A 25,584-nucleotide genomic window follows, 5' to 3' on the forward strand; every position below is an offset into this window, starting at 1 on the left:
TTTCTGAATAAAGGGATTACTTTCTCTTGAAAACGTTTGACGACAAGAGGGGAAAGGGGAGCTAGCATGAGCACACTTTTAGAAGTGAATAATTTAAAGACTTATTTTTTTAGAAAAAAGGAGCCGATCCCTGCGGTGGACGGAGTCGATTTCTACATCAAAAAAGGCGAAACCGTCGCGCTTGTAGGCGAATCCGGCTCCGGCAAAAGTATTACTTCATTGTCTATTATGGGTCTTGTCCAGAGCTCAGGCGGAAAAATCATGGACGGTACGATTAAACTCGAAGACAAGGACCTCACCTCATTCACTGAAAATGACTATTGCAAAATCCGCGGAAACGAAGTATCCATGATCTTTCAAGAACCAATGACCTCCCTTAATCCGGTATTAACGATCGGAGAACAAATTACCGAAGTGCTGATTTACCATAAAAACATGAAGAAAAAAGAAGCGTATCAAAGAGCCGTCGAACTCTTGAAGATGGTTGGGTTCTCAAGAGCGGAGCAAATTATGATGGAATATCCGCACCGTCTATCTGGCGGAATGAGACAGAGGGTAATGATCGCCATCGCGCTCAGCTGTAATCCAAAACTGCTGATTGCCGATGAACCGACAACGGCGTTAGACGTGACGATACAAGCCCAAGTGCTGGAGCTAATGAAGGATCTCTGCCAGAAGTTTGATACGTCAATTTTGCTGATTACACATGACTTAGGTGTCGTATCGGAAGCAGCCGACAGAGTGATTGTCATGTACTGCGGACAAGTCGTAGAAAATGCTTCAGTCGATGAGTTATTTTTAGAGCCCCTTCATCCTTATACAGAAGGACTGCTTATGTCGATTCCCGTCATAGATGGAGAGATTGATAAATTAAATGCGATTAAAGGCAGCGTGCCGACTCCAGATAATTTGCCGCCGGGGTGCCGTTTTGCTCCAAGGTGCCCAAAAGCCATGGATAAATGCTGGACCCATCAGCCTTCGCTTTTGACACACAAAAGCGGAAGGTCAGTGAGATGCTTTTTATATGAGGAAGAAGGTGCCGAACAATCATGACAGCAGCTAATCAGGAAACAATTTTAGAACTTCGGGACGTGAAAAAATATTTCCCGATCCGCTCAGGCTTTTTTCAAAGAAAAGTTGGTGATGTAAAAGCGGTGGACGGTGTTTCGTTTTCCTTAAAAAAAGGAGAAACACTTGGAATCGTTGGAGAATCGGGCTGCGGAAAATCGACTGCCGGCCGGACGATGATCAGGCTGTACAAACCGACTGAAGGCCAAATTTTCTTTAAGGGGCAGGATATTTCCAATCTGTCAGAGGAGAATTTACGAAAAAACGTCCGCAAAAATATCCAGATGGTCTTTCAAGATCCATTCGCTTCGCTGAATCCAAGAAAAACGCTGCGTTCTATTATTAAGGAGCCTTTTAACACGCACCATATGTACACGATGCGAGAACGAAATGAGAAAGTCGAAGAGCTGCTTGCGAGAGTAGGTCTTCATCCGTCGTTTGCCTCCCGCTATCCTCATGAATTTTCCGGCGGACAGCGTCAGCGGATCGGCATTGCGAGAGCCCTCACGCTGAATCCGGAGCTTATCATTGCAGACGAACCGGTTTCTGCACTTGATGTATCGATTCAGGCCCAGGTCATCAACTTAATGGAAGAATTGCAGGAAGAATTTAATCTGACGTATCTATTTATCTCTCACGATTTAAGTGTCGTCCGCCATATCAGCGACAGAGTCGGGGTAATGTACCTTGGCAAAATGATGGAACTGACCGACAAGCACGAGTTATATGACAATCCGCTCCACCCATACACCCAAGCGCTTTTATCATCTGTCCCGGTTACAAGAAAAAAAGGATCTGTCAAACGCGAACGCATCGTCCTGAAAGGAGAACTGCCCAGCCCGGCCAATCCGCCAAAAGGCTGTGTTTTCCATACGAGATGTCCCGTTGCAAAACCAATATGCAAGGAACAAATACCAGAATTCAAAGAAGCTGCTCCCAGCCATTTTGTGGCTTGTCACCTTTATAGCTAACTTGTCGCCCGCACAGCTTTGAGAGGGGGTATGCATACTACATAAACAGCAGCTAAGAAGAACGACCATTTCAAGAGGGGGAATATGGAATGAAAAGACGTAAAACCGCACTGATGATGCTAAGTGTATTGATGGTGATGGCCATCTTTTTATCGGCCTGCTCGGGATCAAAATCGAGCAGCAGCAGTGAGAAAAAATCAAACGGAAAACCGCAGCAAGGCGGGGATTTGGTTGTGGGTTCAATCGGTGCTCCGACACTTTTCAACTCATTATATTCAACTGATGAATCGAGTACGGATATTGAACAAATGATTTATAGCTTTTTAACAAAAACAGATGAAAAATTAAATGTCAAAATGTCATTGGCTGAAAGTGTCAAAGAGCTGGATGGCGGACTGAAATATGATGTAAAAATCAAAAAAGGCGTGAAGTTCCATGACGGAGAAGAACTTACTGCCGACGATGTAGTATTTACGTTTAACATCCCGCTGAACAAGGATTACAAAGGTGAGCGCGGCTCTAACTTTGAGATGCTGAAGTCAGTAGAGAAAAAGGGAGATTACGAGGTTTTATTTACCCTGAAATACAAAGACCCTAACTTCTATAACAATACGTTGGACAGCTACGGCATTCTTCCTGAGCATATTTTAAAAGACGTACCTGTTGCGCAGCTTGAAGATAATGAATTTAACAGAAAAAATCCGATCGGCTCAGGGCCTTTCAAATTTAAAGAATGGAAAGATGGACAATACGTGAAGCTCGTTGCCAATGATGATTACTATGACGGGCGTCCGTATTTAGACAGTGTCACGTATAAAATCATTCCTGATGCCAATGCTGCGGTTGCCCAGCTTCAAGCGGGGGATATTGATTTCTTTAACGTTCCGTCAACTGATTATAAGACAGCTGAATCGTTTAATAATGTCAAGGTTGTAACAGACTTGGCGCTGAGCTATTCATATATCGGCTGGAATGAGAAAAACGAGCTCTTTAAAGACAAAAAAGTGCGCCAGGCGCTTACCACTGCGTTAGACCGTGAAACGATGGTTGAAACTGTATTGGATGGCGACGGAGAGGTCGCTTATATCCCGGAAAGTCCGGCTTCCTGGAACTATCCGAAAGGCGTAGAAGTGCCTAAATTTAAATACAATGTGAAAAAAGCGAAGAAGATGCTGAAAGAAGCCGGCTGGGAAGATACTGACGGTGACGGCATCTTAGATAAAGACGGCAAAAAATTCGAGTTTACCCTGAAAACGAACCAAGGAAATAAGGTGCGTGAAGATATTGCAGTTGTTGTTCAAGAGCAGCTGAAGAAAGTCGGTATTAAAGTAACGCCGCAAATCGTGGAATGGAGTGCGCTTGTTGAGCAAACCAGCGCCCCTAATTGGGACTATGACGCAATGGTATTAGGCTGGAGCCTGTCCACATTCCCGGATCATTACGATATTTTCCATTCAAGCCAGTCTGAAAAAGGCTTAAATAACATGTGGTATAAAAATCCAGAGGTCGATAAACTTCTGAAAGCTGCAAAATCGATCAGTGACCGTGAGGAATACTCTAAAGCCTATGAGAAGATTTACCAAAAGCTTGCTGAAGATCAGCCGTACACCTTCCTTTATTATCCGAACAACCATATGGCGATGCCAGCTAACTTAGAGGGTTATGTGTATCATCCGAAACGTGAACTATATCAGATTGAAAAATGGTGGCTTGCCCAATAATTTTCCCTTGAAGGGGAGGGAGCGAATTTCCTTCCCCTTCTATATTGAAAAAGAACCACAAAGGGGACAAGAATATGGTTACATATATCATTCGAAGAACATTAGCTTCAATTCCTATCTTATTAGGAATTACAATTTTGTCTTTTGTCATTATGAAAGCGGCTCCCGGAGATCCGATGACGCTTATGATGGACCCTACCATCAGCCAGGCAGACAGAGCGCAGTTTATTGAAAAATATGGCCTGAATGACCCGGAATACGTTCAATATTTAAAATGGCTCGGCAATATGGTTCAAGGGGATTTCGGGACGTCCATTATCAGAAAAGGAACGCCTGTTTCAGAGCTGATTATAGCAAGGCTGCCTAACACACTCCTCCTTATGCTGGTGTCGACGATTTTGGCGCTGATCATTTCAATCCCATTTGGTGTGATTTCTGCAAAAAAACCTTATTCAAAACTGGATTATGGCATTACATTTACTTCATTTATCGGTTTAGCCATTCCGAACTTTTGGTTCGGTCTGATTTTAATTATGGTGTTTGCTGTGAACCTCGGCTGGTTCCCAACTGGGGGAGTCGCTACTCTTAACACAGATTTTAGCTTATTAGACCGGATTCATCATTTGTTATTACCCGCATTTGTGTTAGCTACGGCAGATATGGCTGGCTTAACGAGATATACAAGGTCAAACATGCTTGATGTGTTAAATCAAGACTATATCCGAACAGCCAGATCAAAAGGCTTTAAAGAAAATCGCGTGCTATTTAAGCATGGCTTGCGGAATGCGCTATTGCCTGTTATTACGATCTTCGGTTTAATGATTCCCTCATTTATCGGCGGAGCGGTTGTTGTAGAGCAGATTTTCACTTGGCCGGGGCTGGGAAAACTGTTTGTCGATTCAGCATTCCAGCGTGATTATCCGGTTATTATGGCAATGACCGTAATTTCGGCAGTGCTTGTCGTGATCGGAAACCTCATTGCAGACATCCTTTACGCGATTGTTGATCCGCGGATCGAATATTAAGAGGAGGGAAACAGAGATGTCAGAGCTGCAAACAACTCCCTCGCCGGAGATCAGACTAAAAGAAAACATTTCGAAAAAACCAGAGACGATGACCAAGATCTTCTGGGAGAAATTCTCGAAAAACAAGCTGGCCATTCTAGGTGCCGTCATTCTATTTATCATTGTTATGTCGGCTGTTTTCGCTCCTTTGATTGCACCTTACCCCCAAGAGCAGCAAAGCCTGCTTGACAAGTATAAAGCGCCGGGCCTTGAACATTTAATGGGAACGGATAAATTCGGCCGCGATATTTTCAGCCGGATTTTGTATGGAGCGCGCGTCTCTTTATTGGTCGGTTTTGCTTCTGTAGTCGGTTCTATTTTAATTGGAACTGTATTAGGGGCGTTAGCAGGTTATTTCAGAGGATTAGTCGACGCTGTCATTATGCGTTTAGTCGACATTGTATTATCCATTCCGGATATTTTCTTGCTGATCACGCTGGTTACCATTTTCAAGCCTGGCGTGGACAAACTAATTTTAATTTTCTGTCTCACCGGCTGGACAACAACGGCACGATTGGTAAGAGGAGAGTTTCTATCGCTTCGTTCAAGGGAATACGTTCTGGCTGCTAAAACAATCGGAACGAAGACGCACAAAATTATCTTTTCACATATTCTCCCCAATGCGTTAGGACCGATTATTGTGTCAGCAACATTAAAGGTAGGCTCAGTCATTCTCGCTGAGTCCGCGCTGAGCTACTTAGGCTTCGGGATTCAGCCGCCAATCGCAAGCTGGGGAAATATGCTTCAAGACGCACAAAATTTCACGGTGATGATTCAAGCATGGTGGTACCCATTATTTCCCGGGCTATTTATTTTAATTACTGTGCTGTGCTTCAACTTTGTCGGAGACGGTTTGCGGGATGCTCTTGATCCTAAAAATATTAAATAAAATGAAAATCTTGTTCGTTAGAAAATGTAACAAATTCCTGAAGTAAGCAGATTTCCTTTGTCAGAAAATATACGAGGAAGTCTGCTTCTTGTGTTCATAAAAGAAACCCAGTTATTCCAGATTTCCTCAATCTCTATGGAATAATTTCTCTGCACCTTGCCTATACTGTGGACAACAGTTTTTATAAAGTGAGGGGTTAGAGATGTTATTTCTTCATGATGTGTGGGTCAATTGGTTTGAAGGGGAAGAAAATGGCTACAATGTATGCCACTTTCATGAATGGCGCAAGGAAGATACGGTTGAGCTTTTGGACCAGGTGCCTCTCTTAAGGGTGCCGTCAGTACTGTTTCATTACATAGAAAATGATTTGTCAGAGCTTCCGAAAGATTTGCTTGAAGAGGTTCATCAAAAATCGTACATTCGCAAAAATCATGAACGTACAAAGCTGGAGTATTGTTTTGTTGTGACAGACGGAATCGGCATTTTGGCTGTTGATACAATCGGCTACACGATCCCTGTCAGAAAAAGCCGCCTTATCCCGCGGCAGGAGCAGCTCGTGTATGAAATGGTGAAAGATGTAGAGCCGGAAACGTATGAATTTGAGCCGAAGAAGCTGGAGTCCTCAAAAGAATATCATATCTTATCATTGGCACCAGAGCACGTCAGAGGATTAACGAGAAAAGAGCGGCAAATTAAGCAGCTTATGTTTATGGCGCTGGATCAATTAAAAGGGCTGAAAAACCGTGCGGAGATCGGCTACTGGTACACAGAGTGGAACCCGCATATGTATGAACAAATCAAACGGATGAGCTTTGAAGAGATTTGGGACATGCTGTATAACGAAACGATTGAAGGCTGGTCGGATAAGCATTTGGCTTTTTGCGAAAACCTGATCAAAGGACAGCCTTTTTTCGAGAAGCTTTGGGAAATGGAAAATGAATCAAAGGTAAACTAAAAAAAGCCGCTCTTTGCAAATCGCAAGAGCGGTTTTTTGATTAGCGTCTTTTTCGGCCAAGACCCATGGCGTTTTCCATTTTTTTGAGCATTTTGTTCGCTGTCCGGTTCGCCCGCTCAGCGCCTTCATCAAGAATCCGGTCTAATTCTTCGGATTCAATCAGTTCATGATAACGGTCTTGAATTGGCTTCAATGCACCGACTACCACTTCTGCCAAATCACCTTTGAACTCGCCATAGCCTTTTCCTTCGTATTTCGCTTCAAGCTCTTCAATCGTCGTATTGCCGAGAATTGAATAAATCGTAAGTAGATTGGAAACGCCAGGTTTGTTTTCTTTGTCAAATTTTACAATACCTTCAGAATCTGTCACAGCGCTTTTGATTTTCTTTTCAAGCTGCTTTGGTTCATCCAGCAATGTTATAAAAGATTTCTGGTTCGGATCAGATTTACTCATTTTCTTCAGCGGGTCAGTCAGAGACATGATCCGAGCGCCTACTTTTGGAATCTTGACTTCCGGAATTGTAAAGATGTCGTTATATTTTTTGTTAAATCGCTCTGCAAGGTTTCGTGTCAGCTCAAGATGCTGCTTTTGATCCTCGCCGACAGGCACAAGATCTGTTCCGTACAGCAGAATATCTGCAGCCATCAGCGGCGGGTATGTTAACAGGCCCGAGACAACTGCTTCTTTTCCATTTGACTTGTCCTTAAATTGAGTCATTCGCTCAAGCTCGCCGATATAAGCGACGCACTGCATCATCCAACCGGCCTGTGCATGTGCGGGAACCTCTGATTGAATAAACAGCGTTGCCTTTTCAGGGTCGAGACCGACAGCTAGATAAAGCGCCGCCAAACTGCGGATATTTTTTCTCAGCTGAAGCCGATCCTGAGGAACTGTGATTGCATGCTGGTCTACGATGCAAAAATAGCTGTTATAATCATGCTGCAGTTCGACAAACTGCTTCATTGCACCGATGTAGTTGCCGAGTGTAACGGAACCGCTCGGCTGGATGCCTGAAAAAATCGTCTGTTTCATTGGAAAATCAACCTCATTTCTTAAAACATAATAAAAAAGGCTCATTCTTCCCCTGTAAAAAAGGGACGAATGAACCGTGGTACCACCCTGATTATTCCATTAAAATGGAATCACTCTGGCGTTTGTAACGGAGACTGCTCCGGCTGAGCCTACTTTTTGGTTCGGTCAGCTGCTCCAAAGTCCATTCCACATTGCCCGTTATCTGCTCCCAGCACCGCAGACTCTCTTCAAACGGGTGAAATGTGTACTACTCTTTTTCATAGCAAGCTTTTCTTTTGATTGCTTCATTATAAATCAATTATAACCAATTGTCATCCTGAAAAAACATTCTTTTTGCATGAAAATTGTAATGATATAAATAATAGAACAGCCGTAAATCGCCCAAATGATAACTGCTCTCAGCGGTTAAACAGCTAGATATTATATGTATAAAGCAATATGGATTGGAAACTCCTACAATAGTTTTTAATCAATTTATGCTTTAAACGGTAGAAGGATATCGCGTTATTGGCAGAAAAACTAACGAAGTTTAAAAATTTTAAATTGATAAAATAATATTGCAATAAAGAATTTGTTTCATTATAATGAACTTGTTCACTCTATTGTTACAGCTTTTTTACAAAAATAATCAGAAAAGACGGAACAGAATAAAAGTTATGCAAATTCAGGTTCATTTGTCTGATATTTCTGAGGATTTAGCCGTAAGGAGCTGAAAAATGATTATTAGGGGGTTTGTGGATATGAAAAAACGTTGGTCGATTGTCACGTTAATGCTCATTTTCACTCTCGTAATGAGCGCATGCGGCTTTGGCGGCAGCGGTTCAAACGGTGATGGGAAAAAAGACAGCAAAGGGAAGACAACTCTTAACATTAATATTAAAACTGAGCCGTTCTCCTTACATCCGGGATTGGCAAATGACTCGGTATCAGGCGGTGTTATCCGTCAGACTTTTGAAGGATTGACACGTATTAATGCAGATGGTGAGCCTGAAGAAGGCGCAGCCTCTAAAATTGAAACAAGCAAAGATGGAAAAACCTATACGTTTACGATTCGTGATGGTGCAAAGTGGTCAAATGGCGACCCTGTCACAGCGCAAGATTTTGAATATGCATGGAAATGGGCGCTTGATCCTAATAACGAATCACAATACGCTTACCAGCTCTACTACATAAAAGGTGCTGAGGCGGCAAATACCGGTAAAGGCAGCCTTGATGATGTGGCAGTGAAAGCTGAAAACGATAAAACATTAAAGGTTGAACTAAACAACCCGACTCCATACTTCACTGAATTAACAGCATTTTATACTTATATGCCGATTAACAAAAAGATTGCAGAGAAAAACAAAAAGTGGAACACAGATGCCGGAGATGATTACGTGTCAAACGGACCATTTAAGATGACGGCATGGAAACACAGCGGATCTATCGATCTTGAAAAGAATGATCAATACTGGGATAAAGACAAAGTCAAACTGAAGAAAATCAATATGGTTATGATCAACAACAACAATACTGAACTGAAAAAATTCCAAGCTGGTGAACTTGATTGGGCCGGTATGCCGCTCGGACAGCTTCCGACTGAATCTCTGCCTAGCTTGAAAAAAGACGGTTCTTTACATGTTGAGCCGATTGCAGGTGTGTATTGGTACAAATTTAACACTGAAGCGAAGCCGTTAGACAACATAAATATCCGTAAAGCTTTAACATATGCAATTGACCGCCAATCGATTGTTAAAAACGTTACACAAGGTGAGCAAATCCCGGCTATGGCCGCAGTTCCGCCGACAATGAAAGGATTTGAAGATAACAAAGAAGGCTACTTCAAAGACAACGATGTCAAAACGGCAAAAGAATACCTTGAAAAAGGCCTGAAAGAAATGGGCTTAAGCAAGGCATCTGACCTGCCGAAAATCAAATTATCTTATAACACTGATGATGCACATGCAAAAATCGCTCAAGCAGTGCAAGAAATGTGGAAGAAAAATTTAGGCGTTAATATTGAGCTTGATAACTCAGAATGGAATGTATATATTGATAAGCTTCACAGCCAAGATTATCAAGTCGGCCGTATGGGCTGGCTTGGCGACTTCAACGATCCGATTAACTTCCTTGAGCTGTTCCGTGACAAAGACGGAGGAAATAACGATACCGGCTGGGAAAATCCAGAATTCAAAAAGCTTCTGAACCAGTCACAAACTGAAACAGATAAAACAAAACGTGCAGAGCTGCTGAAAAAAGCAGAGAATATTTTCATTGATGAAATGCCGGTTGCCCCAATCTATTTCTACACTGATACATGGGTACAGGATGAAAACCTAAAAGGTGTTATCATGCCAGGTACTGGTGAGGTTTATTTCAGAAACGCATATTTTAAATAAGGCTTTATCTGAAAATAAAAGACCTCAAGGTATATGGGGAAAAAAGCCCCATATACCTTTCTTTCTTACTGATGGAGTATAAAAAAAGTAAAAACCATGGAGGTGTTCCCCCTTGCTAAAATATATCGGAAGACGTTTAGTCTATATGATCATCACATTATTTGTGATTGTAACCGTGACATTCTTCTTAATGCAAGCAGCACCGGGCGGGCCATTTTCAGGTGAGAAAAAGCTTCCGCCTGAAATTGAAGCAAACTTAAATGCGCATTATGGCTTGGACAAGCCGCTGTTTGTACAATATGTAAGTTATTTGAAATCAGTTGCAATGTGGGATTTCGGACCGTCATTTAAATATAAAGGTCAGAGTGTCAATGACCTGATCAGTTCAGGTTTCCCCGTTTCATTCACTCTTGGAGCAGAAGCTATTCTCCTCGCTTTAGCATTAGGTGTATTGTTTGGGGTCATTGCAGCCCTTTACCATAATAAGTGGCAGGATTATACCGTCGCGATTTTAACGATCTTTGGTATTTCAGTTCCGAGCTTTATCATGGCGGCTGTGCTGCAATATGTGTTCTCCATGAAGCTTGGGCTGTTTCCGGTCGCGGGGTGGGAGTCCTGGGCATACACCTTTCTGCCTTCCATCGCTCTTGCTTCCATGCCGATGGCGTTTATTGCCAGACTTTCCCGTTCAAGCATGATCGAAGTGTTAAACAGTGATTATATTCGCACAGCGAAAGCGAAAGGGCTGTCGCGTCCTGCAGTTACAGTGCGACATGCCATCCGAAACGCGCTGTTGCCTGTCGTTACATATATGGGCCCTATGGCCGCTCAAGTTTTAACCGGAAGCTTTATCATTGAAACCATTTTTGGTATACCGGGGCTTGGTGCACACTTTGTTAACAGTATTACAAACCGTGATTATACAGTCATTATGGGTGTAACGGTGTTCTTCAGTGTCATCCTGCTATTATGTGTATTAATCGTAGACGTGTTATACGGCATTATTGATCCAAGAATCAAGCTTTCCAAAGCAAAGAAAGGAGCCTAGGCCATGCAGAACATTCCAAAAAACATGTTTGAACCAGCCGCAGCGAATGCCGGCGATGCTGAGAAAATAAGTAAAAAGAGCCTTTCCCTCTGGAAAGATGCGATGCTACGTTTCCGCAGCAATAAGCTTGCGATGGTCGGGCTTGTTATTATTATTCTCATTATTCTAATGGCGATTTTTGCGCCTATTTTCTCAAAATATGATTATTCGACTACCAATCTCTTAAATGCGGATAAGCCGCCTTCAAAAGATCACTGGTTCGGGACTGATGATCTTGGAAGGGACATTTTCGTCCGTACATGGGTAGGTGCCCGAATTTCAATCTTTATCGGTGTCGCAGCCGCTGTTCTTGACTTGCTGATTGGCGTGATTTGGGGCAGTATTTCAGGGTTCCGCGGAGGCAGAACAGATGAGATTATGATGCGTATCGCAGATATCCTTTGGGCTGTTCCTTCATTATTAATGGTTATCCTGCTGATGGTCGTTCTTCCGAAAGGGCTGTTAACGATTATTATTGCTATGACGATTACGGGCTGGATTAACATGGCCAGAATCGTCCGCGGCCAAGTGCTGCAGCTGAAGAATCAGGAATACGTGCTTGCGTCGCAGACACTCGGGGCAAAAACATCCCGTCTGCTGTTTAAACATATCGTGCCGAACGCAATGGGCTCTATTTTAGTCACGATGACACTAACTGTTCCAACCGCGATTTTTACAGAAGCCTTTTTAAGCTATTTAGGACTTGGTGTTCCGGCTCCTCTTGCAAGCTGGGGAACGATGGCTTCTGACGGATTGCCTGCATTGACCTATTATCCGTGGCGTTTGTTTTTCCCTGCCGGTTTTATCTGCATTACCATGTTTGGTTTTAACGTTGTCGGCGACGGATTAAGAGACGCATTGGATCCTAAGTTACGTAAATAAGGGAGTGATACGGGTGACACGCCTATTAGAAGTAAAAGATTTAGCGATTTCATTTAAAACATACGGCGGAGAGGTCCAGGCGATCCGCGGAGTGAATTTCCATCTGGATAAAGGCGAAACATTGGCAATCGTCGGGGAGTCAGGCTCTGGAAAAAGTGTGACATCTCAAGCAATCATGAAGCTGATTCCAATGCCCCCGGGTTATTTTAAACGCGGTGAGATTCTATTTGACGGCAAGGATTTAGTGCCGCTTTCCGAAAAAGAGATGCAAAATGTACGGGGGAAAGAGATCGGAATGATATTCCAAGATCCGATGACCTCTTTAAATCCGACAATGAAAGTCGGCAAGCAAATTACGGAAGTGCTTTTTAAACACGAAAACATTTCAAAGGAAGCTGCGAAAAAGCGTGCTGTTGAGCTGCTGGATTTAGTAGGTATCCCAATGCCGGAAAAACGGGTCAACCAATTTCCGCACGAGTTTTCAGGCGGGATGAGACAGCGTGTCGTCATTGCGATGGCACTTGCGGCGAATCCGAAGCTGTTAATTGCCGATGAGCCGACAACTGCTCTTGACGTGACCATCCAAGCGCAGATTCTTGAATTGATGAAAGAATTGCAAAAGAAAATTGATACGTCCATCATCTTTATCACTCACGATCTCGGTGTTGTTGCTAACGTAGCCGACAGAGTTGCCGTGATGTATGCGGGACAGATTGTAGAAACCGGAACGGTAGACGAAATTTTCTACGATCCGAGACATCCGTATACTTGGGGGCTGCTGGCGTCCATGCCGACACTTGAAAGCTCAGGAGACGAACAGCTGACAGCAATCCCTGGCACACCGCCTGATTTGACAAATCCTCCAAAAGGAGATGCCTTTGCGCTCCGGAGTCCATATGCGATGAAAATTGATTTTGAACAGGAGCCGCCAATGTTTAAGGTTTCCGATACTCATTATGTGAAATCGTGGCTGCTTCATCCTGATGCGCCAAAGGTAGAGCCGCCTGAAGCGGTTAAAGCGAAAATGCGGACGCTGGCGAATACGTATCAAAAACCTGTCTTAGTGAGAGAAGGTGAATAAATTGACTGAGAAACTATTAGAAATCAAACATTTAAAACAGCACTTTGTTACGCCGAGAGGAACGGTTAAAGCCGTAGATGACCTGTCGTTTGATATCTATAGGGGCGAAACATTAGGTCTGGTTGGTGAATCCGGCTGCGGTAAATCGACAACAGGCCGAAGTATCATTCGGCTATACGAAGCAACCGATGGCGAGGTGCTGTTTAACGGTGAAAATGTTCACGGTAAAAAATCCCGTAAAAAGCTGCTCGAATTCAACCGCAAAATGCAAATGATTTTCCAGGACCCATATGCATCGCTGAATCCGAGAATGACAGTCGCAGACATTATTGCAGAAGGCCTTGATATTCATAAGCTGACGAAAACGAAGAAAGAGCGTATGCAGCGGGTTCATGAGCTCCTGCAAACAGTCGGTTTAAACAAGGAGCATGCCAACCGTTATCCGCATGAATTTTCCGGCGGTCAGCGGCAAAGAATCGGGATTGCGAGAGCTCTTGCTGTAGATCCGGAATTCATTATTGCAGATGAGCCAATTTCCGCTTTGGATGTATCCATTCAAGCGCAGGTTGTGAATTTAATGAAAGAACTGCAAAAAGAAAAAGGGCTCACATACCTGTTTATTGCCCACGATTTATCGATGGTCAAATATATCAGCGACCGTATCGGAGTCATGTATTTCGGTAAGCTGGTTGAGCTTGCGCCGGCAGATGAACTTTACGAAAACCCGCTACACCCGTATACAAAATCATTGCTTTCTGCCATTCCGCTTCCTGATCCGGATTATGAGAGAAATCGTGTCCGCCAAAAATACGATGTATCCGTGCATCGGTTAAAGGATGGAGAAAAGATGGAATTCCGTGAAGTAAAACCAGGTCATTTTGTTATGTGCACGGAAGAGGAATTTAAAGCCTATTCATAAGTTGAAAATCCTTCAAAACAAATGTTTTGAAGGATTTTTTTATAGGATGATAGAAAGTAAGAGTCGCATCTTTTACAATTAGAGGAAAAACGGAGGCGGACACTATTCAAATTCTTCGTCAGAAAAATGTCTTTGCACTGCTTCTGTCGCAATCTCTGCAATCTTTAGCTGGAGTCCTGGTGACAATCGTTTTAATGGTAAGGGTCTATCAAATGACCGACTCTGTCTTTTTTTCGGGTCTTATTTTATCCTTCATGTCGTTTGCAAGTGTTGCGGCAAGCTTTTGCATTTCGGGTGTACTCCATAAGCTTGGTTTTAAAAAGGTGCTTGCCGGTGCAAGTCTGCTGAGAGCGGTCTTTGCATTGCTAATCGCATACAGTGTCAGCCAAGATGGAATTGCCTTCTATATCATGACGCTGCTGTTTGTTTTTTGTTTTTCATTTTCTGGCGCCTTTTTTCAGCCGGCAAGGTTCGCGCTGCTGCCTGTTATTGTTTCAAAAGAGCATTACGTGAAAGCAAACGGTGTGATTTCACTCGCTAATCAATTGTTTTTAACAGCTGGCTGGGGACTTGGAGGTCTTCTGACATTTGCTGCACCTTTTGAGTTTGTTGTCGGCAGTGCCATTTGCCTGTTTGTCTTTTCCGGAGCTGTCATCAGCCTGCTTCATGTGAACGATGCAAGAACGAAAAGAACAGCTGAAACAGCATCTGCAAGAAGTGTATGGAAGGATTTGATGACAACCCCGATTGTAAGAGACATCACTGCAATGGACATGATAGAAGCTCTTGCCGGCTCAGTTTGGTCATCCGCTATTCTATTGGCTTTTACAGTGGCGGTTCTGCATGAAACAGAAGTATGGTGGGGAATCTTTAACGCTTCTTATTTTATTGGTGCTATGATCGGCAGTGTCATCGCCATCCATTTTTCTGCATTTTTTGAGCAAAATATGGGGTGCGCGATTATATTCAGCTCACTTGTGATGGCAGTGCTGACATTCCTCTTTGCGGTTTCTCCCTTGCCGTTTTTATGCGCCCTGGCTTGCGCGGCGATGGGACCTTTTTATCAAGTCAGAGATATATGTCAGGAAACCGTATTGCAGGAGGTCATTCCGGCACATAAGCGCATCGGGATAATGGCTGCCAAAAACGCGCTGTTGACTCCTTGGTCTGGTGTTACCTATTCCATCATGGGGCTGCTGACTGATGCTGCCGGTGCAAAAACAGCTTTTATTTCGGCGGCTGTATTATATGGCATGACTTTTTTGATTGCGTTGGCGCAGCCCGGCCTGAGTCATTACAAACGGGAGAGACATGCGAATTGAGCATGATCAAACATCTCCGTTGGAACGACGAATTGCCTTACTTGCTGAAAAAAATGAAACCATGCGGAAAGTTCGTACGTCTTTATAGATGTAAGGCTGTTTAAACAAGAAGAAATGGGGTATATCTAAAAGTATGAAGACAACGAACTCATAAGGAGCAAATCAATGAACTGGTACGAAAAGCTTAGCGAGTACTTTCCAATTGAAGAATTGAAATCAAAAGCGCATATGGAAGCTCTTTTGAAAGAGCGAAGCGATATTTATCATAAAGATGAAGGCAAGCATCATATTTTAATGTTTGCGGAATTTGAATCTTTTATCTTCGTTGATTATCTGTATGTGTCAAAAGATGCAAGAGGGCAAGGGCTTGGCGGCAAACTGATTGCCAAGCTGAAAAAGAAAAATAAGCCGATATTGCTTGAGGTGGAGCCTGTGGATGAAGATGATGCTGATACAGAAAAACGCCTGAGATTCTATCAAAGAGAGCATTTTAAGCATGCTCAGTCAATTGGGTACCGGCGCCGGTCATTGGCTACGAATGAAGTCAATAAGATGGAGATTCTGTACTGGTCACCGAAAACAGAATCAGAAGAAGAGATTCTTGAAGCCATGAAACAGACATATGAAAACATTCATACTTATAAAGATGAGAAATGGTACGGGGAATCATACGAAAAAACGGATGAAGTCCTGACACTAATTGATGAAGAAAAGCAAAAAAATATTTTCGATGAGTTAAGCTAATTGAGAATGCAAACACATGAATAAAATAAAATTTGCTGGATTGACACATTTTTTTCTTAGGACACTGTTCACACTTACTTTTTTATAGTATAATACCTATAAAGATTCCTTTTTTAGAGTAATTTCAATTTAAGAATAAAATAGATGTTCATCCTACTAATTAGAGGAGTGAAGATGAATGGTTACATTATACACATCACCAAGCTGTACTTCATGCAGAAAGGCGAGAGCGTGGCTCGAGGAGCATGAGATTCCGTACGTAGAAAGAAACATTTTCTCTGAACCTTTATCAATTGATGAAATAAAACAAATCTTAAGAATGACTGAGGACGGAACAGATGAGATTATCTCAACCCGTTCAAAAGTATTCCAAAAATTGAATGTGAACGTTGAATCAATGCCGCTGCAAGATTTGTACCTCTTGATCAACGAGCACCCAGGTTTGCTTCGCCGTCCGATCATCATCGATGAAAAACGTTTGCAGGTCGGATACAACGAAGACGAAATCAGACGTTTCTTGCCAAGAAAAGTCCGCTCTTTCCAATTAAGAGAAGCACAGCGTTTGGCAAACTAATAGATCGCACGTTAAAAAGAAGGCTGAGACATCAGCCTTCTTTTATTTTTCAACCTGCTGATAAAAAATGCTGGCAAGGATCACAAAGACGACAGTTAAAATGGGGAGAAGCGCTTCAACGGTGCCGTGCTGAGCCATAAAAAAAGACAGCTTTTGATCCCGGACAATCATTTCTCCGCCTGTATAAGCCAATAATCCGCTTCCCGCATAAATCAATAACGGTATTTTCTCAAGCGCGATGTGGATGAGTTTGCTGCCCCAAATTATAACCGGCACCGATACACACAGACCTATCATTACGAGAGAAAGCTCACCGTGCGACGCTCCTGCGACAGCAATAACATTGTCCAATGACATAAACAGGTCTGCGAGTACAATCGTTCGTATGGCTTTCCATAGAGAGGTGCTGCTTTTGACGTGCTGGGCGTCTTTTTTTTCAATTAATAGCTGGTATCCCAAATATAGAAGGAATATTCCCCCGGTACATTGCAGGAAAGGAATATTCAAAAGATAAACCGCTGCACTTGTTAATCCGATTCTCATCGCAACGGCGATAAATGTTCCGAGAATAATGGCTTGCTGTCTTTGCTTGTCCGGCAAATTTCGGCTGGCCATGGCGATCACGACTGCATTATCGCCGCCGAGAATCAGATCAATTCCGACGATAAGCAGCAGTGAAATCAGATAGTCATGCTCCATGCATCGGCACCTCGCTTTCGTTCCATCGCTTGTACCACTAATATATGAAGCGGGACGCAATTTATGATAGCGGTGCCGGAAGACAAGCCATTTTTTGGGCGAAGATGCATTTTTATTTCTTTTGTGACTGATTTATCATAAAATAGAAATACAAAGGAATTCACACTTCCTTGGTTCAAGGTTAAGATGTGGACGGAATGGGTAAAGTGTAGTAAAGTACTATTAATCGGGAGCTTAGATGTCCCTTCAACATCTTATATAGAAGGGAAGGTTGGCAAATGGAAATTGAAAGAATAAACGAGCATACAGTAAAATTTTATATGTCTTATGGAGATATTGAAGATCGCGGTTTTGACAGAGAAGAAATTTGGTATAACCGTGAGCGCAGTGAAGAACTGTTCTGGGAAGTTATGGATGAAGTTCATGAGGAAGAGGAATTCGCTGTTGAAGGCCCTCTTTGGATTCAAGTTCAGGCAATGGACAAAGGATTAGAAATTATCGTCACCAAAGCCCAGCTTTCCAAAGACGGACAAAAGCTCGAACTGCCGATTCCTGAGGATAAAAAGCAAGAACCAGCATCTGAGGATCTTGACGCCTTGCTGGATGATTTCCAAAAAGAAGAGCAAGAAGTCAATCAGGAAGAGAAGGAACAAAAGCTACAATTTGTCTTGCGGTTTGATGACTTCGAAGATGTAATTTCTCTATCTAAATTAAACGTTAACGGAAGTAAAACGACTTTATATTCGTTTGAGAACCGATATTATTTATATGTGGATTTTTACAATTTGACTGATGAAGAGGTTGAAAATCAGCTAAGCATCCTGTTGGAGTATGCGTCTGAATCCTCAATCAGCATACACCGACTTGAAGAATACGGCAAGCTGGTTGTGTCAGAGCACGCTCTTGAAACGATAAAAAAACACTTTGCATCATAGCAGACCGATTTCTTGCCGGAAATCGGTTTTTTTCTATTTCAAAACAACATATTGAAGCTGGAAAATCAAAAACATACATATAGGCAAAACATCAGCAAACAGGAGTTCATCGGTCATTTCCAGAAAGAGTGATGAATCTGGAAAGGAGAGATGACAATTGTTTAGTGCTGTGACAGAAGACGGTCAAGTTTTCCACCTCATAGGCAGGCAGAGCAGAGAAAAATTAAAGCAGACCAGGTTTTTTTGCCCGGTGTGTGCAGAGGAGCTCGATGTGAAGCTAGGGTCTCAGAAAGCGCCGCATTTTGCCCATAAACAGAACAAGTCCTGCACGATAGACATAGAACCTGAGAGCGCCTATCACTTAGAAGGAAAACGGCAGCTATATGTATGGCTGAAAACGCAAAAGGCTTCACCGCTCTTAGAGCCGTATGTGAAAGAGATTAAACAAAGGCCCGACATCTTGGCGAAAGTTAAGGGAAATACGCTTGCTGTTGAATACCAATGCGCGACTCTCCCTCCTGATGTCTTTCAAAAAAGAACAGCCGGTTTCAAACAAGCAGGAATGATACCGCGGTGGATTCTTGGGGGCAGCCGCTTAAAACGGACATCTTCATCCTTTTACCAGCTGTCCGCTTTCCATTGGCAGTTTATCAATACCAGTCAGAACAGCAATCTGTTATGTTACTGCCCCAAAACACATTCTTTCCTGAGGCTCAGCCACATGATCCCGTTTTACACAACCCATTTTTACTGCTCCGTCCAAACGATTCCTGTCCGTCAGGCAGCGGCAGAAAATCTCTTTTTCACTGAATCGGATTCATCGTTTAAGCATACAGATTGGACAGGAGCCATTCTCCGTTTTCGCCGCAAAACTCATCGGTTTCTCTCTAAAGATATAAATCGGCTTAGGCTTTTGTTTTATGAAAAACGGCAAACGCCTCTCTCTTTTCTTCCGACAGAGGTGTTTGTTCCTGTACAGAAAGGAGCCGTTTTCAAGAGTCCCGTTTTTGTATGGCAGGGTTATCTTTATCTGTTTATTACGGATCTTGGGTATAAACATGCGCCCATTCGCTTTTCAGCCATTTTGCAGCACTGCAAACTACACATTCATAAAAAGAACATTCTGCTCAGAGGAGAATACAGCGATCAGGGTCTCAGTGAGGCTGTTAAACAGTACATTGAATTTTTGTGCAAGAAGGGATTTTTAAGAGAGACTCAGAAAGAAGTATATGTGCTGAATCAGCCCGCAAAGCGCAGCCAATCATTACAGGATCTCATTGAAAAAGACAGAAGCTGTTTTATCGAATGAGTTTTCCTGATTTGGCTCACCCTAAGACAAAGGTGGTGGGCTGGTTGTGAAAAGCACAAAAGGAAAGGTTTTTCGTGTTTTTACTGCTTTTTTGGCATTCGTTCTCTTCATAACTGCATATGATTTGACAAATGGCAGTGAAAAACCGGAAGATATTCACAACACAAGTTTATTGAGAAACAACCGTTTTTTCAATTGGCTTGAATTAAAGAAAACGAGGGGGATCACCATGGCTGAGGAAAAAAAAGCAAATCAACTGCCTGACCGAAGTGAGGTAAAGGTAGAGGACACATGGAGACTTGAGGATATTTTTCCTAGTGATGAGGCCTGGAATAAAGAATTTCAAGCTGTTAAAGAATTAATACCGGATTTATCTAAGTATAAAGGCAAGCTGGCTGATTCAGCCGATCATTTATACGAAGCCCTTACTTACCAGGATAAGGTGATGGAGCGTTTGGGCAAACTTTACACATACGCGCATATGCGCTCAGACCAAGATACAGGGAACTCCTTTTATCAGGGACTTAATGATAAGGCTGGAAATCTGTATACACAGGCCGCAAGCGCAACAGCTTATCTTGTTCCGGAAATTTTATCCATAGAGGAAGACAAACTGCAGCAGTTTATTCTTGAAAAAGAAGAGCTGAAGCTTTACTCACATGCCATTGAAGAAATCACAAAGGAACGCCCGCACGTGCTGAGCGAGAAGGAAGAAGCGCTGCTGGCTGAAGCTTCTGAGGTGCTGTCATCGTCGTCAAATACGTTCAGCGTGTTAAATAATGCCGATATTACATTCCCATCTATTAAAGATGAAGAGGGAAATGAAAAACAGATCACTCACGGCAATTTTATTAATTTCTTAGAAAGTGAAAACCGTGAAGTCCGCAAAAATGCGTTTGACGCTGTATATAAAACATACGGCCAATATAAAAATACAATGGCGACTACCTTGAGCGGGACTGTGAAAAAAGATAACTTCTACGCAAGAATGAAAAAATACAAGTCAGCACGTGAAGCTGCGCTTTCTAACAACAGTATTCCTGAAGAGGTATACGACAATCTCATCAAAACGATTAACAAGCATCTTCCGCTGCTGCATCGTTATATTGCACTGAGAAAGAAAGTGCTTGAGCTGGATGAAGTGCATATCTATGATCTGTATACACCGCTTGTGAAGGATGCGGGAATGAAGGTTACGTACGAGCAAGCTAAGGATTATATGCTGAAGGGGCTTGCACCTTTAGGAGAGGAATATCGCTCTATCTTAAAAGAGGGGCTTGAAAACCGCTGGGTTGATGTTTATGAGAATAAAGGGAAACGCAACGGCGCTTATTCTTCAGGAACATACGGCACAAATCCGTATATTTTAATGAACTGGCATGATAACGTCAATAATCTCTTTACGCTAGTGCATGAGTTCGGCCACTCTGTTCACAGCTACTATACGAGAAAACACCAGCCATATCCTTACGGCAATTACAGCATCTTTGTCGCGGAAGTTGCTTCTACGACAAACGAAGCACTGCTTGGTGAATATTTGCTGAGCAATTTAGAGGATGAAAAACAGCGTTTATATATTCTCAACCACATGCTTGAGGGCTTTAGAGGAACCGTCTTCAGACAAACGATGTTTGCAGAATTTGAACATCTTATCCATATAAAAGCGCAAGAAGGGGAGCCGCTGACACCTGAGCTTCTGACCAATGTATATTATGATCTGAATAAAAAGTATTTCGGAAACGACATGGTGATTGATAAAGAAATCGGACTCGAATGGTCACGGATTCCGCATTTCTATTACAACTACTATGTGTATCAGTATGCGACAGGGTACAGTGCTGCACAGGCGTTAAGCAGCCAAATTTTGAAGGAAGGCAAGCCTGCGGTTGACCGTTATATTGACTTCCTGAAAGCGGGCAGCTCACAATATCCGATCGACATCCTGAAAAAAGCCGGCGTTGATATGACGTCGCCAGAACCGATTGAAGCTGCGTGCAAAATGTTTGAGGAAAAGCTTGATGAAATGGAAGAACTGCTGCTGAAAGTAAAGCAGTCTTAATAAAAAATGGCCTGTGCATAAATGATGCACAGGCTTTTTAAAATCCTTTAAAGGTTTTCCGATGATTCAGACGGTACAAGGTAAACAGAATAGACAGAAACAGCAGAGGGGACGTAATGTAAAGAGGCAGCATATGCATCATAGCTAATAAATTTAAACAGAAAAAAACAACAATGCATACAATTGAGATCACATTAAACAGCATGGCGATCCTCCTCGTCCTTGTTCCTTACAAGCATATGAATGAAACCTGTCAGTTATGTTTTGTGACAAAAATATGAACATTAAACTTAATGGTTGTCAACAGTCGACAACTTTTGATATGATAAGGATGTGAAATTGATCACAAACAAACATTACCCCTTTGTTTGACCGTGAAAAATTTCTCCCATCCCCTTTGTTGTCGTTAAGACATATGAAACCGCGCTTATCCCGGCGCGGTTTCTTTAGTGCTTTGTACAGAACATATGTTTGATTTTTGTGCAAAAAAATAGCCTCAAGCATATACATGCCTGCGGCTATTTTTCACATGATTGGTATTCATCAGAACTGCTGGTGAGGGACTGCCAAAACATTCCGTGCTTGGCCTCTACTTTGGCAACTTTTTTAGCAAACGCCAATTTTTTCATTTCCTTTTCTACCTCTTCAAGACTCAAATCATATACAAGAGCGATTTCCTTAGAGGCAACGAAACGGAAATATTCAATAAAACATTCCAGAGGCGGTGTTTCCGAGGGCTTAGGCTCGTCGCCAAGCATCTCAAATAAGATTTCTTCATACACATGGTATGAATAGCTGCCGGGGACTTTAAGTCCTTCGTCGTCATGCTGCGTATTAAAGAACGTCAGCGTCGGAGTGGCTGTAACATCCATCTCAGCCGCGATTTTCATGTCGCATTGAAGCGCCTTGACCGCGCTTTGGGAATGGAGGTCTTTTTGAAATTCCTCTAGATCCAGGCTTGTTTTTGACGCTATTTCCAAAAGCACGTTTTCATCCGTAATGTTCTTCTTCGAAACGAACAGACTCTCCTGCATATTCCGAAGAAATTGCATACCGGCTCTTCTTCCTTGAAGTTCTGCTGCCTTAAATGCGAGAGCAGCCATATATGGAGAAGAGAGCGGCTGATCTTGCTCAAACCATACACTGCCGTCACACGGCATACCGGAGCGGCTTGCGATCTTTTCCCAGGCTTCTGCCAGAAGGTGCTTTTTACGTTTCTTATTTAACGCTGTAAGGCTTGCGGAAGCTATGATGCGTAAGGTAAAAAAACGTCCGTATCTGATTTTCATTTTTTTTATGACAGGCTCTAAGGACCAGCATTCGGGACATAAAGGGTCAACAAACATGTAGATTTCCAGCGGTTTTTTTGGATGGCCGTGGCAATGGGCGAAGTATTGCTCATGCTGATAATTTGTCAATATGATCGATCCTCCGCTTCTGTTTGATTCACCATATGCCTTGCTGTCAACTCCAGCCGGCCAAACAAAAACTCACGAATGTCGCCCTCAAGTCCTACATGGTCCATTGCGTCTTTCATACAGCTGAGCCACGCATCGGCCCTCTCGTTTGTAATCGGAAAGGGGAAATGCCTTGCCCTGAGCATGGGATGGCCGTGTTCCTCGGTATAAAGGGGAGGCCCGCCTAAATACTGTGTCAAAAATTGCTTCTGTTTTCTGGCCGTTTCTGTTAAATCGCTCGGAAATATGGGCTTAAGCAAAGGATGAGACGCGACACGCTCATAAAAAGTATCAACAAGTTGCGATAGAAGTTCTTCTCCAATCGCTTCATAAGGTGCGTTAAACGATTGTCCCATGTTGACTACTCCTTTAAATATGGCTAATAGGAATCATAATTCCTATTGCAAAAAGTTATTTTCTGTATTTATTTCAATTCATCTATGAATTATTTTAGCAACAAGGCATCATTTCTACAAACAAACTGCCTTTTAAGCGCTTTTTATGCGCTTGAAGACAGGGTTCGGCTGAGCGCCAGGTTTGTATTTCATATCATATCACATACAAATCATGAATGTGTAAGATTTCACTCCGCAAAAAAACCGGAGGGCAAGTGCCGCTCCGGTTACGCGTAATAGGTTGCTGTTATTTTTTTTACATAGTTTTGAGTTTCTCTGAAAGGCGGAATGCCTCCGTATCGATCAACGTTTCCCGGGCCGGCGTTATAAGCTGCTAACGCCATGGATACATTGCCATCGTATTTATCCAGCATTTGTTTTAAATATTTCGTTCCGCCCTCAACGTTTTGCTGCGGATTAAGCGGATTGGAAACGCCAAGGGAGGTTGCTGTTGACGGCATCAGCTGCATTAAACCCATTGCGCCTGCACCGCTGACGGCTTTTGCATTAAAGCCGGATTCCTGTTTGATGACAGCGCGGATTAGTTTTTCATCGACTCCGTATTTGTCAGAGGCTTTTTTTATAGCGCTGTCGATTGAGAAGTCACCCGAGCTGATGTTTTTATCCTCTTGTTTGTTTGAGGAGGCATCAACAGCAGCTGTTTCAGTGCTTTCACTCGCTTTTGTAAATTGGCCGACATTGTCGTTTGAATAGGAGTTAAGCCCGTAAGCTGAAAGCAGTGACGGCGATGTCCCGTAAGCGCTGTTCAGCTGGCTGAGCGGGCTTGAAGATGCTGTTGACACAGGTGTTTGCTGAGACAGTCCATTTGTATATTGGCTGAGCAAGGAGCTGAAGTTTGACAGCGGGCTCTCAGCGCTCTGACTGCCCGTGCTGCTTGCATTTGATATAGACTGTAATGCCTGAAGCTGAAGGAGAGCCGCCCAATTCGTTACGTTCACTATGTCATTCCACCTTATATAGACTTTCGTTTTTCTTCATAAAAACGCTGAATTTTATTTTTGGTTTCTCGCAGAGGAATACTGAATTGCTGAAGCAGCTTTTCAAAGGCCAACTTGCCTTCATTCCAGTCAGCCGCCTCAAATTCGATTTCATAATCCTCTTTATTTAAATATCGGCTGTGATCTAAAACTATTAAACCTTTTTCTGTTTCTTTTTCTGCGCGATTTGTTGCTAAAGATCCAAAATAATGAATGGCGTCTGTATCGATGTGAAGCTTCTTCAGCTGGTCCTTGACAGGGCCTTTCGGAATCGTGAAACGTGTAAAGTCGGATACGCCGGAAAGCTTCTGGTGGGTTTCCAGAAGTCCAACTTCAGCCGGTTCTTTTAATGTCAGCACATATTCGTCATTTTTCTTGCGGATTCGAAGCGCCGCCTGTTTCTGTTTCAGTGCGAAGCAGTTTGTATCAAAATAGTGATTCTCTTGATTTGTAAATTCTTTTTCTGCCAAATCCAGTGCCGCAGCTATGTTTTCAAATTCATGTTTTGTAAGCAGATTTTTAAATTCAATTTCAATTTCTTGGCTCATAATGGTCTTCCTTTCAGCTCTGTAAATCTCATTTTTACTATTATCTCTTTAGATGTTAGGTTTATCAATATCAAGCTTGATATGATAAAATGAATCTGTACTTTGTTTATAAAGGAGAGCATTATGCAAAACAGAATCGAAATTTTAAATGCAACACTATCGGATGATGAGCTTCGCCTTACCTGTGAGACAGAAGGAAAAGAAGCAGAACGCAAGCCGTCAGGTCAAATGCTAGTTGATTCTGACAACATTGCTTTTGTATACATACTTGAATTAGCTGATTCTTTTGAATATGTCATGATAAAGGAACATATATGGCCTGAACTAAAGCAGGCTCATGATCAAAGAAAACCGATCGTTTTAGAGGCAGGGAATGAAAGCATTGAGCTGTCAGGGCTGCATGATGAGCTGGAGTATCTTTTAGAAAATATTAAAGATAATGCGAACTACGGAGAAGAAATGGAAGAAACAGTGAAACGCGTTTTTCTATAGAAAC

The 25,584-nt window shown here is 42.6% G+C and carries 26 protein-coding genes and 1 other annotated feature; of the genes, 19 read left to right on the forward strand and 7 right to left on the reverse strand.

All coding sequences use genetic code 11. From position 1 onward, the window contains the following. Nucleotides 1-66 precede the first annotated feature (66 nt). The 6 genes from appD to NSU16_RS06145 all read left to right on the forward strand — a co-directional run bounded on the left by appD (nucleotide 67) and on the right by NSU16_RS06145 (nucleotide 6,668). Nucleotides 67-1,053 (forward strand): oligopeptide ABC transporter ATP-binding protein AppD, encoded by a 987-nt coding sequence (gene appD, locus NSU16_RS06120; protein ID WP_339192306.1) that lies wholly within the window; start codon nucleotides 67-69, stop codon nucleotides 1,051-1,053. Beyond that, nucleotides 1,050-2,039 carry an oligopeptide ABC transporter ATP-binding protein AppF gene (gene appF / locus NSU16_RS06125; protein ID WP_029441207.1) on the forward strand — a complete coding sequence of 330 codons (990 nt, stop codon included), beginning with the start codon at nucleotides 1,050-1,052 and terminating at the stop codon, nucleotides 2,037-2,039. The genes appD and appF overlap by 4 nt, the downstream gene beginning before the upstream one ends. Before the next feature lie 89 nt (nucleotides 2,040-2,128). Next, entirely contained in the window at nucleotides 2,129-3,760 is a 1,632-nt protein-coding gene (locus tag NSU16_RS06130) for a peptide-binding protein (protein ID WP_010333737.1), read from the forward strand. A gap of 74 nt (nucleotides 3,761-3,834) precedes the next feature. Further along, nucleotides 3,835-4,785 (forward strand): ABC transporter permease, encoded by a 951-nt coding sequence (locus NSU16_RS06135; RefSeq protein ID WP_010333738.1) that lies wholly within the window; start codon nucleotides 3,835-3,837, stop codon nucleotides 4,783-4,785. A 16-nt stretch (nucleotides 4,786-4,801) separates the two neighbouring features. Further along, nucleotides 4,802-5,713, forward strand: a complete 912-nt coding sequence (gene appC / locus NSU16_RS06140) for an oligopeptide ABC transporter permease AppC (protein ID WP_268446768.1) — start codon at nucleotides 4,802-4,804, stop codon at nucleotides 5,711-5,713. Between the two features lie 202 nt (nucleotides 5,714-5,915). Further along, nucleotides 5,916-6,668 (forward strand): YjbA family protein, encoded by a 753-nt coding sequence (locus NSU16_RS06145; protein ID WP_029441208.1) that lies wholly within the window; start codon nucleotides 5,916-5,918, stop codon nucleotides 6,666-6,668. A gap of 40 nt (nucleotides 6,669-6,708) precedes the next feature. On the opposite strand, the gene trpS is transcribed toward NSU16_RS06145, so the two are convergent. Next, nucleotides 6,709-7,701, reverse strand: a complete 993-nt coding sequence (gene trpS, locus NSU16_RS06150; RefSeq protein ID WP_010333741.1) for a tryptophan--tRNA ligase — start codon at nucleotides 7,699-7,701, stop codon at nucleotides 6,709-6,711. A gap of 58 nt (nucleotides 7,702-7,759) precedes the next feature. Further along, nucleotides 7,760-7,971 (reverse strand) — a binding site (T-box leader). Nucleotides 7,972-8,441: 470 nt separating this feature from the next. On the opposite strand from trpS, the gene oppA reads away from it, so the two are divergent. From oppA to spx, 8 genes are all read left to right on the forward strand, one after another. Further along, complete coding sequence (gene oppA / locus NSU16_RS06155) at nucleotides 8,442-10,079, forward strand: oligopeptide ABC transporter substrate-binding protein OppA (RefSeq protein ID WP_339192307.1); 1,638 nt, start codon at nucleotides 8,442-8,444, stop codon at nucleotides 10,077-10,079. 112 nt (nucleotides 10,080-10,191) lie between these two features. After that, nucleotides 10,192-11,127 (forward strand): oligopeptide ABC transporter permease OppB, encoded by a 936-nt coding sequence (oppB, locus tag NSU16_RS06160; protein WP_003239289.1) that lies wholly within the window; start codon nucleotides 10,192-10,194, stop codon nucleotides 11,125-11,127. A 3-nt stretch (nucleotides 11,128-11,130) separates the two neighbouring features. Then, complete coding sequence (gene oppC / locus NSU16_RS06165; RefSeq protein ID WP_010333743.1) at nucleotides 11,131-12,048, forward strand: oligopeptide ABC transporter permease OppC; 918 nt, start codon at nucleotides 11,131-11,133, stop codon at nucleotides 12,046-12,048. Between the two features lie 4 nt (nucleotides 12,049-12,052). Beyond that, nucleotides 12,053-13,129, forward strand: coding sequence for an oligopeptide ABC transporter ATP-binding protein OppD (gene oppD, locus NSU16_RS06170; protein WP_229147844.1), 1,077 nt, complete (start codon nucleotides 12,053-12,055; stop codon nucleotides 13,127-13,129). A 1-nt stretch (nucleotide 13,130) separates the two neighbouring features. After that, complete coding sequence (gene oppF, locus NSU16_RS06175) at nucleotides 13,131-14,048, forward strand: oligopeptide ABC transporter ATP-binding protein OppF (RefSeq protein WP_010333745.1); 918 nt, start codon at nucleotides 13,131-13,133, stop codon at nucleotides 14,046-14,048. Between the two features lie 104 nt (nucleotides 14,049-14,152). Then, nucleotides 14,153-15,370, forward strand: coding sequence for an MFS transporter (locus NSU16_RS06180; protein ID WP_339192657.1), 1,218 nt, complete (start codon nucleotides 14,153-14,155; stop codon nucleotides 15,368-15,370). A gap of 165 nt (nucleotides 15,371-15,535) precedes the next feature. Continuing rightward, the gene (locus NSU16_RS06185) at nucleotides 15,536-16,114 is read left to right on the forward strand and encodes a GNAT family N-acetyltransferase (protein ID WP_010333747.1); all 579 of its coding nucleotides are present in this window, start codon (nucleotides 15,536-15,538) and stop codon (nucleotides 16,112-16,114) included. A 178-nt stretch (nucleotides 16,115-16,292) separates the two neighbouring features. After that, nucleotides 16,293-16,688 carry a transcriptional regulator Spx gene (gene spx / locus NSU16_RS06190; RefSeq protein WP_010333748.1) on the forward strand — a complete coding sequence of 132 codons (396 nt, stop codon included), beginning with the start codon at nucleotides 16,293-16,295 and terminating at the stop codon, nucleotides 16,686-16,688. A gap of 42 nt (nucleotides 16,689-16,730) precedes the next feature. Here the strand turns inward: spx and NSU16_RS06195 are convergent, their stop codons facing one another. Continuing rightward, a complete protein-coding gene (locus tag NSU16_RS06195; RefSeq protein WP_339192308.1) occupies nucleotides 16,731-17,387 on the reverse strand; it encodes a TerC family protein in 657 nt (218 codons plus the stop codon). A 186-nt stretch (nucleotides 17,388-17,573) separates the two neighbouring features. On the opposite strand from NSU16_RS06195, the gene NSU16_RS06200 reads away from it, so the two are divergent. The 4 genes from NSU16_RS06200 (at nucleotide 17,574) to pepF (ending at nucleotide 21,690) form a co-directional block, all read left to right on the forward strand. Then, complete coding sequence (locus NSU16_RS06200; protein WP_128568472.1) at nucleotides 17,574-17,684, forward strand: hypothetical protein; 111 nt, start codon at nucleotides 17,574-17,576, stop codon at nucleotides 17,682-17,684. Continuing rightward, nucleotides 17,666-18,322 (forward strand): adaptor protein MecA, encoded by a 657-nt coding sequence (gene mecA / locus NSU16_RS06205; RefSeq protein WP_010333750.1) that lies wholly within the window; start codon nucleotides 17,666-17,668, stop codon nucleotides 18,320-18,322. Before NSU16_RS06200 ends, mecA begins: the two co-directional genes overlap by 19 nt. Before the next feature lie 157 nt (nucleotides 18,323-18,479). Beyond that, nucleotides 18,480-19,631, forward strand: a complete 1,152-nt coding sequence (locus tag NSU16_RS06210; RefSeq protein ID WP_339192309.1) for a competence protein CoiA family protein — start codon at nucleotides 18,480-18,482, stop codon at nucleotides 19,629-19,631. A 229-nt stretch (nucleotides 19,632-19,860) separates the two neighbouring features. Further along, the gene (gene pepF, locus NSU16_RS06215) at nucleotides 19,861-21,690 is read left to right on the forward strand and encodes an oligoendopeptidase F (protein ID WP_339192310.1); all 1,830 of its coding nucleotides are present in this window, start codon (nucleotides 19,861-19,863) and stop codon (nucleotides 21,688-21,690) included. 37 nt (nucleotides 21,691-21,727) lie between these two features. Here pepF and NSU16_RS06220 read toward each other — a convergent pair whose 3' ends face one another. From NSU16_RS06220 to NSU16_RS06240, 5 genes are all read right to left on the reverse strand, one after another. After that, on the reverse strand, nucleotides 21,728-21,895 hold the full coding sequence (locus NSU16_RS06220) for a hypothetical protein (RefSeq protein WP_010333753.1): 168 nt from the start codon (nucleotides 21,893-21,895) through the stop codon (nucleotides 21,728-21,730). 313 nt (nucleotides 21,896-22,208) lie between these two features. Further along, nucleotides 22,209-23,108, reverse strand: coding sequence for a protease adaptor protein SpxH (gene spxH, locus NSU16_RS06225; RefSeq protein ID WP_010333755.1), 900 nt, complete (start codon nucleotides 23,106-23,108; stop codon nucleotides 22,209-22,211). Further along, complete coding sequence (locus NSU16_RS06230; RefSeq protein ID WP_339192311.1) at nucleotides 23,105-23,503, reverse strand: thiol management oxidoreductase; 399 nt, start codon at nucleotides 23,501-23,503, stop codon at nucleotides 23,105-23,107. Before NSU16_RS06230 ends, spxH begins: the two co-directional genes overlap by 4 nt. A gap of 266 nt (nucleotides 23,504-23,769) precedes the next feature. Next, nucleotides 23,770-24,501 carry a lytic transglycosylase domain-containing protein gene (locus NSU16_RS06235; protein ID WP_339192312.1) on the reverse strand — a complete coding sequence of 244 codons (732 nt, stop codon included), beginning with the start codon at nucleotides 24,499-24,501 and terminating at the stop codon, nucleotides 23,770-23,772. 14 nt (nucleotides 24,502-24,515) lie between these two features. After that, entirely contained in the window at nucleotides 24,516-25,088 is a 573-nt protein-coding gene (locus NSU16_RS06240; protein ID WP_168747424.1) for a CYTH domain-containing protein, read from the reverse strand. 123 nt (nucleotides 25,089-25,211) lie between these two features. Between NSU16_RS06240 and NSU16_RS06245 the strand changes: the two genes are divergently transcribed. Continuing rightward, nucleotides 25,212-25,580, forward strand: coding sequence for a hypothetical protein (locus NSU16_RS06245; protein ID WP_326226882.1), 369 nt, complete (start codon nucleotides 25,212-25,214; stop codon nucleotides 25,578-25,580). Nucleotides 25,581-25,584 lie beyond the last annotated feature (4 nt).

Source organism: Bacillus sp. FSL K6-1003 (assembly GCF_037964945.1).
Lineage (GTDB): Bacteria > Bacillota > Bacilli > Bacillales > Bacillaceae > Bacillus > Bacillus mojavensis.

Coding starts and splice junctions, on each gene's coding strand:
- appD (WP_339192306.1), top strand. CDS start 67: ATGAGCACACTTTTAGAAGTGAATAATTTAAAGACTTATTTTTTTAGA.
- appF (WP_029441207.1), top strand. CDS start 1,050: ATGACAGCAGCTAATCAGGAAACAATTTTAGAACTTCGGGACGTGAAA.
- NSU16_RS06130 (WP_010333737.1), top strand. CDS start 2,129: ATGAAAAGACGTAAAACCGCACTGATGATGCTAAGTGTATTGATGGTG.
- NSU16_RS06135 (WP_010333738.1), top strand. CDS start 3,835: ATGGTTACATATATCATTCGAAGAACATTAGCTTCAATTCCTATCTTA.
- appC (WP_268446768.1), top strand. CDS start 4,802: ATGTCAGAGCTGCAAACAACTCCCTCGCCGGAGATCAGACTAAAAGAA.
- NSU16_RS06145 (WP_029441208.1), top strand. CDS start 5,916: ATGTTATTTCTTCATGATGTGTGGGTCAATTGGTTTGAAGGGGAAGAA.
- trpS (WP_010333741.1), bottom strand. CDS start 7,701: ATGAAACAGACGATTTTTTCAGGCATCCAGCCGAGCGGTTCCGTTACA.
- oppA (WP_339192307.1), top strand. CDS start 8,442: ATGAAAAAACGTTGGTCGATTGTCACGTTAATGCTCATTTTCACTCTC.
- oppC (WP_010333743.1), top strand. CDS start 11,131: ATGCAGAACATTCCAAAAAACATGTTTGAACCAGCCGCAGCGAATGCC.
- NSU16_RS06185 (WP_010333747.1), top strand. CDS start 15,536: ATGAACTGGTACGAAAAGCTTAGCGAGTACTTTCCAATTGAAGAATTG.
- spx (WP_010333748.1), top strand. CDS start 16,293: ATGGTTACATTATACACATCACCAAGCTGTACTTCATGCAGAAAGGCG.
- NSU16_RS06195 (WP_339192308.1), bottom strand. CDS start 17,387: ATGGAGCATGACTATCTGATTTCACTGCTGCTTATCGTCGGAATTGAT.
- NSU16_RS06200 (WP_128568472.1), top strand. CDS start 17,574: ATGTGGACGGAATGGGTAAAGTGTAGTAAAGTACTATTAATCGGGAGC.
- mecA (WP_010333750.1), top strand. CDS start 17,666: ATGGAAATTGAAAGAATAAACGAGCATACAGTAAAATTTTATATGTCT.
- pepF (WP_339192310.1), top strand. CDS start 19,861: ATGGCTGAGGAAAAAAAAGCAAATCAACTGCCTGACCGAAGTGAGGTA.
- NSU16_RS06220 (WP_010333753.1), bottom strand. CDS start 21,895: ATGCTGTTTAATGTGATCTCAATTGTATGCATTGTTGTTTTTTTCTGT.
- NSU16_RS06230 (WP_339192311.1), bottom strand. CDS start 23,503: ATGGGACAATCGTTTAACGCACCTTATGAAGCGATTGGAGAAGAACTT.
- NSU16_RS06240 (WP_168747424.1), bottom strand. CDS start 25,088: ATGAGCCAAGAAATTGAAATTGAATTTAAAAATCTGCTTACAAAACAT.
- NSU16_RS06245 (WP_326226882.1), top strand. CDS start 25,212: ATGCAAAACAGAATCGAAATTTTAAATGCAACACTATCGGATGATGAG.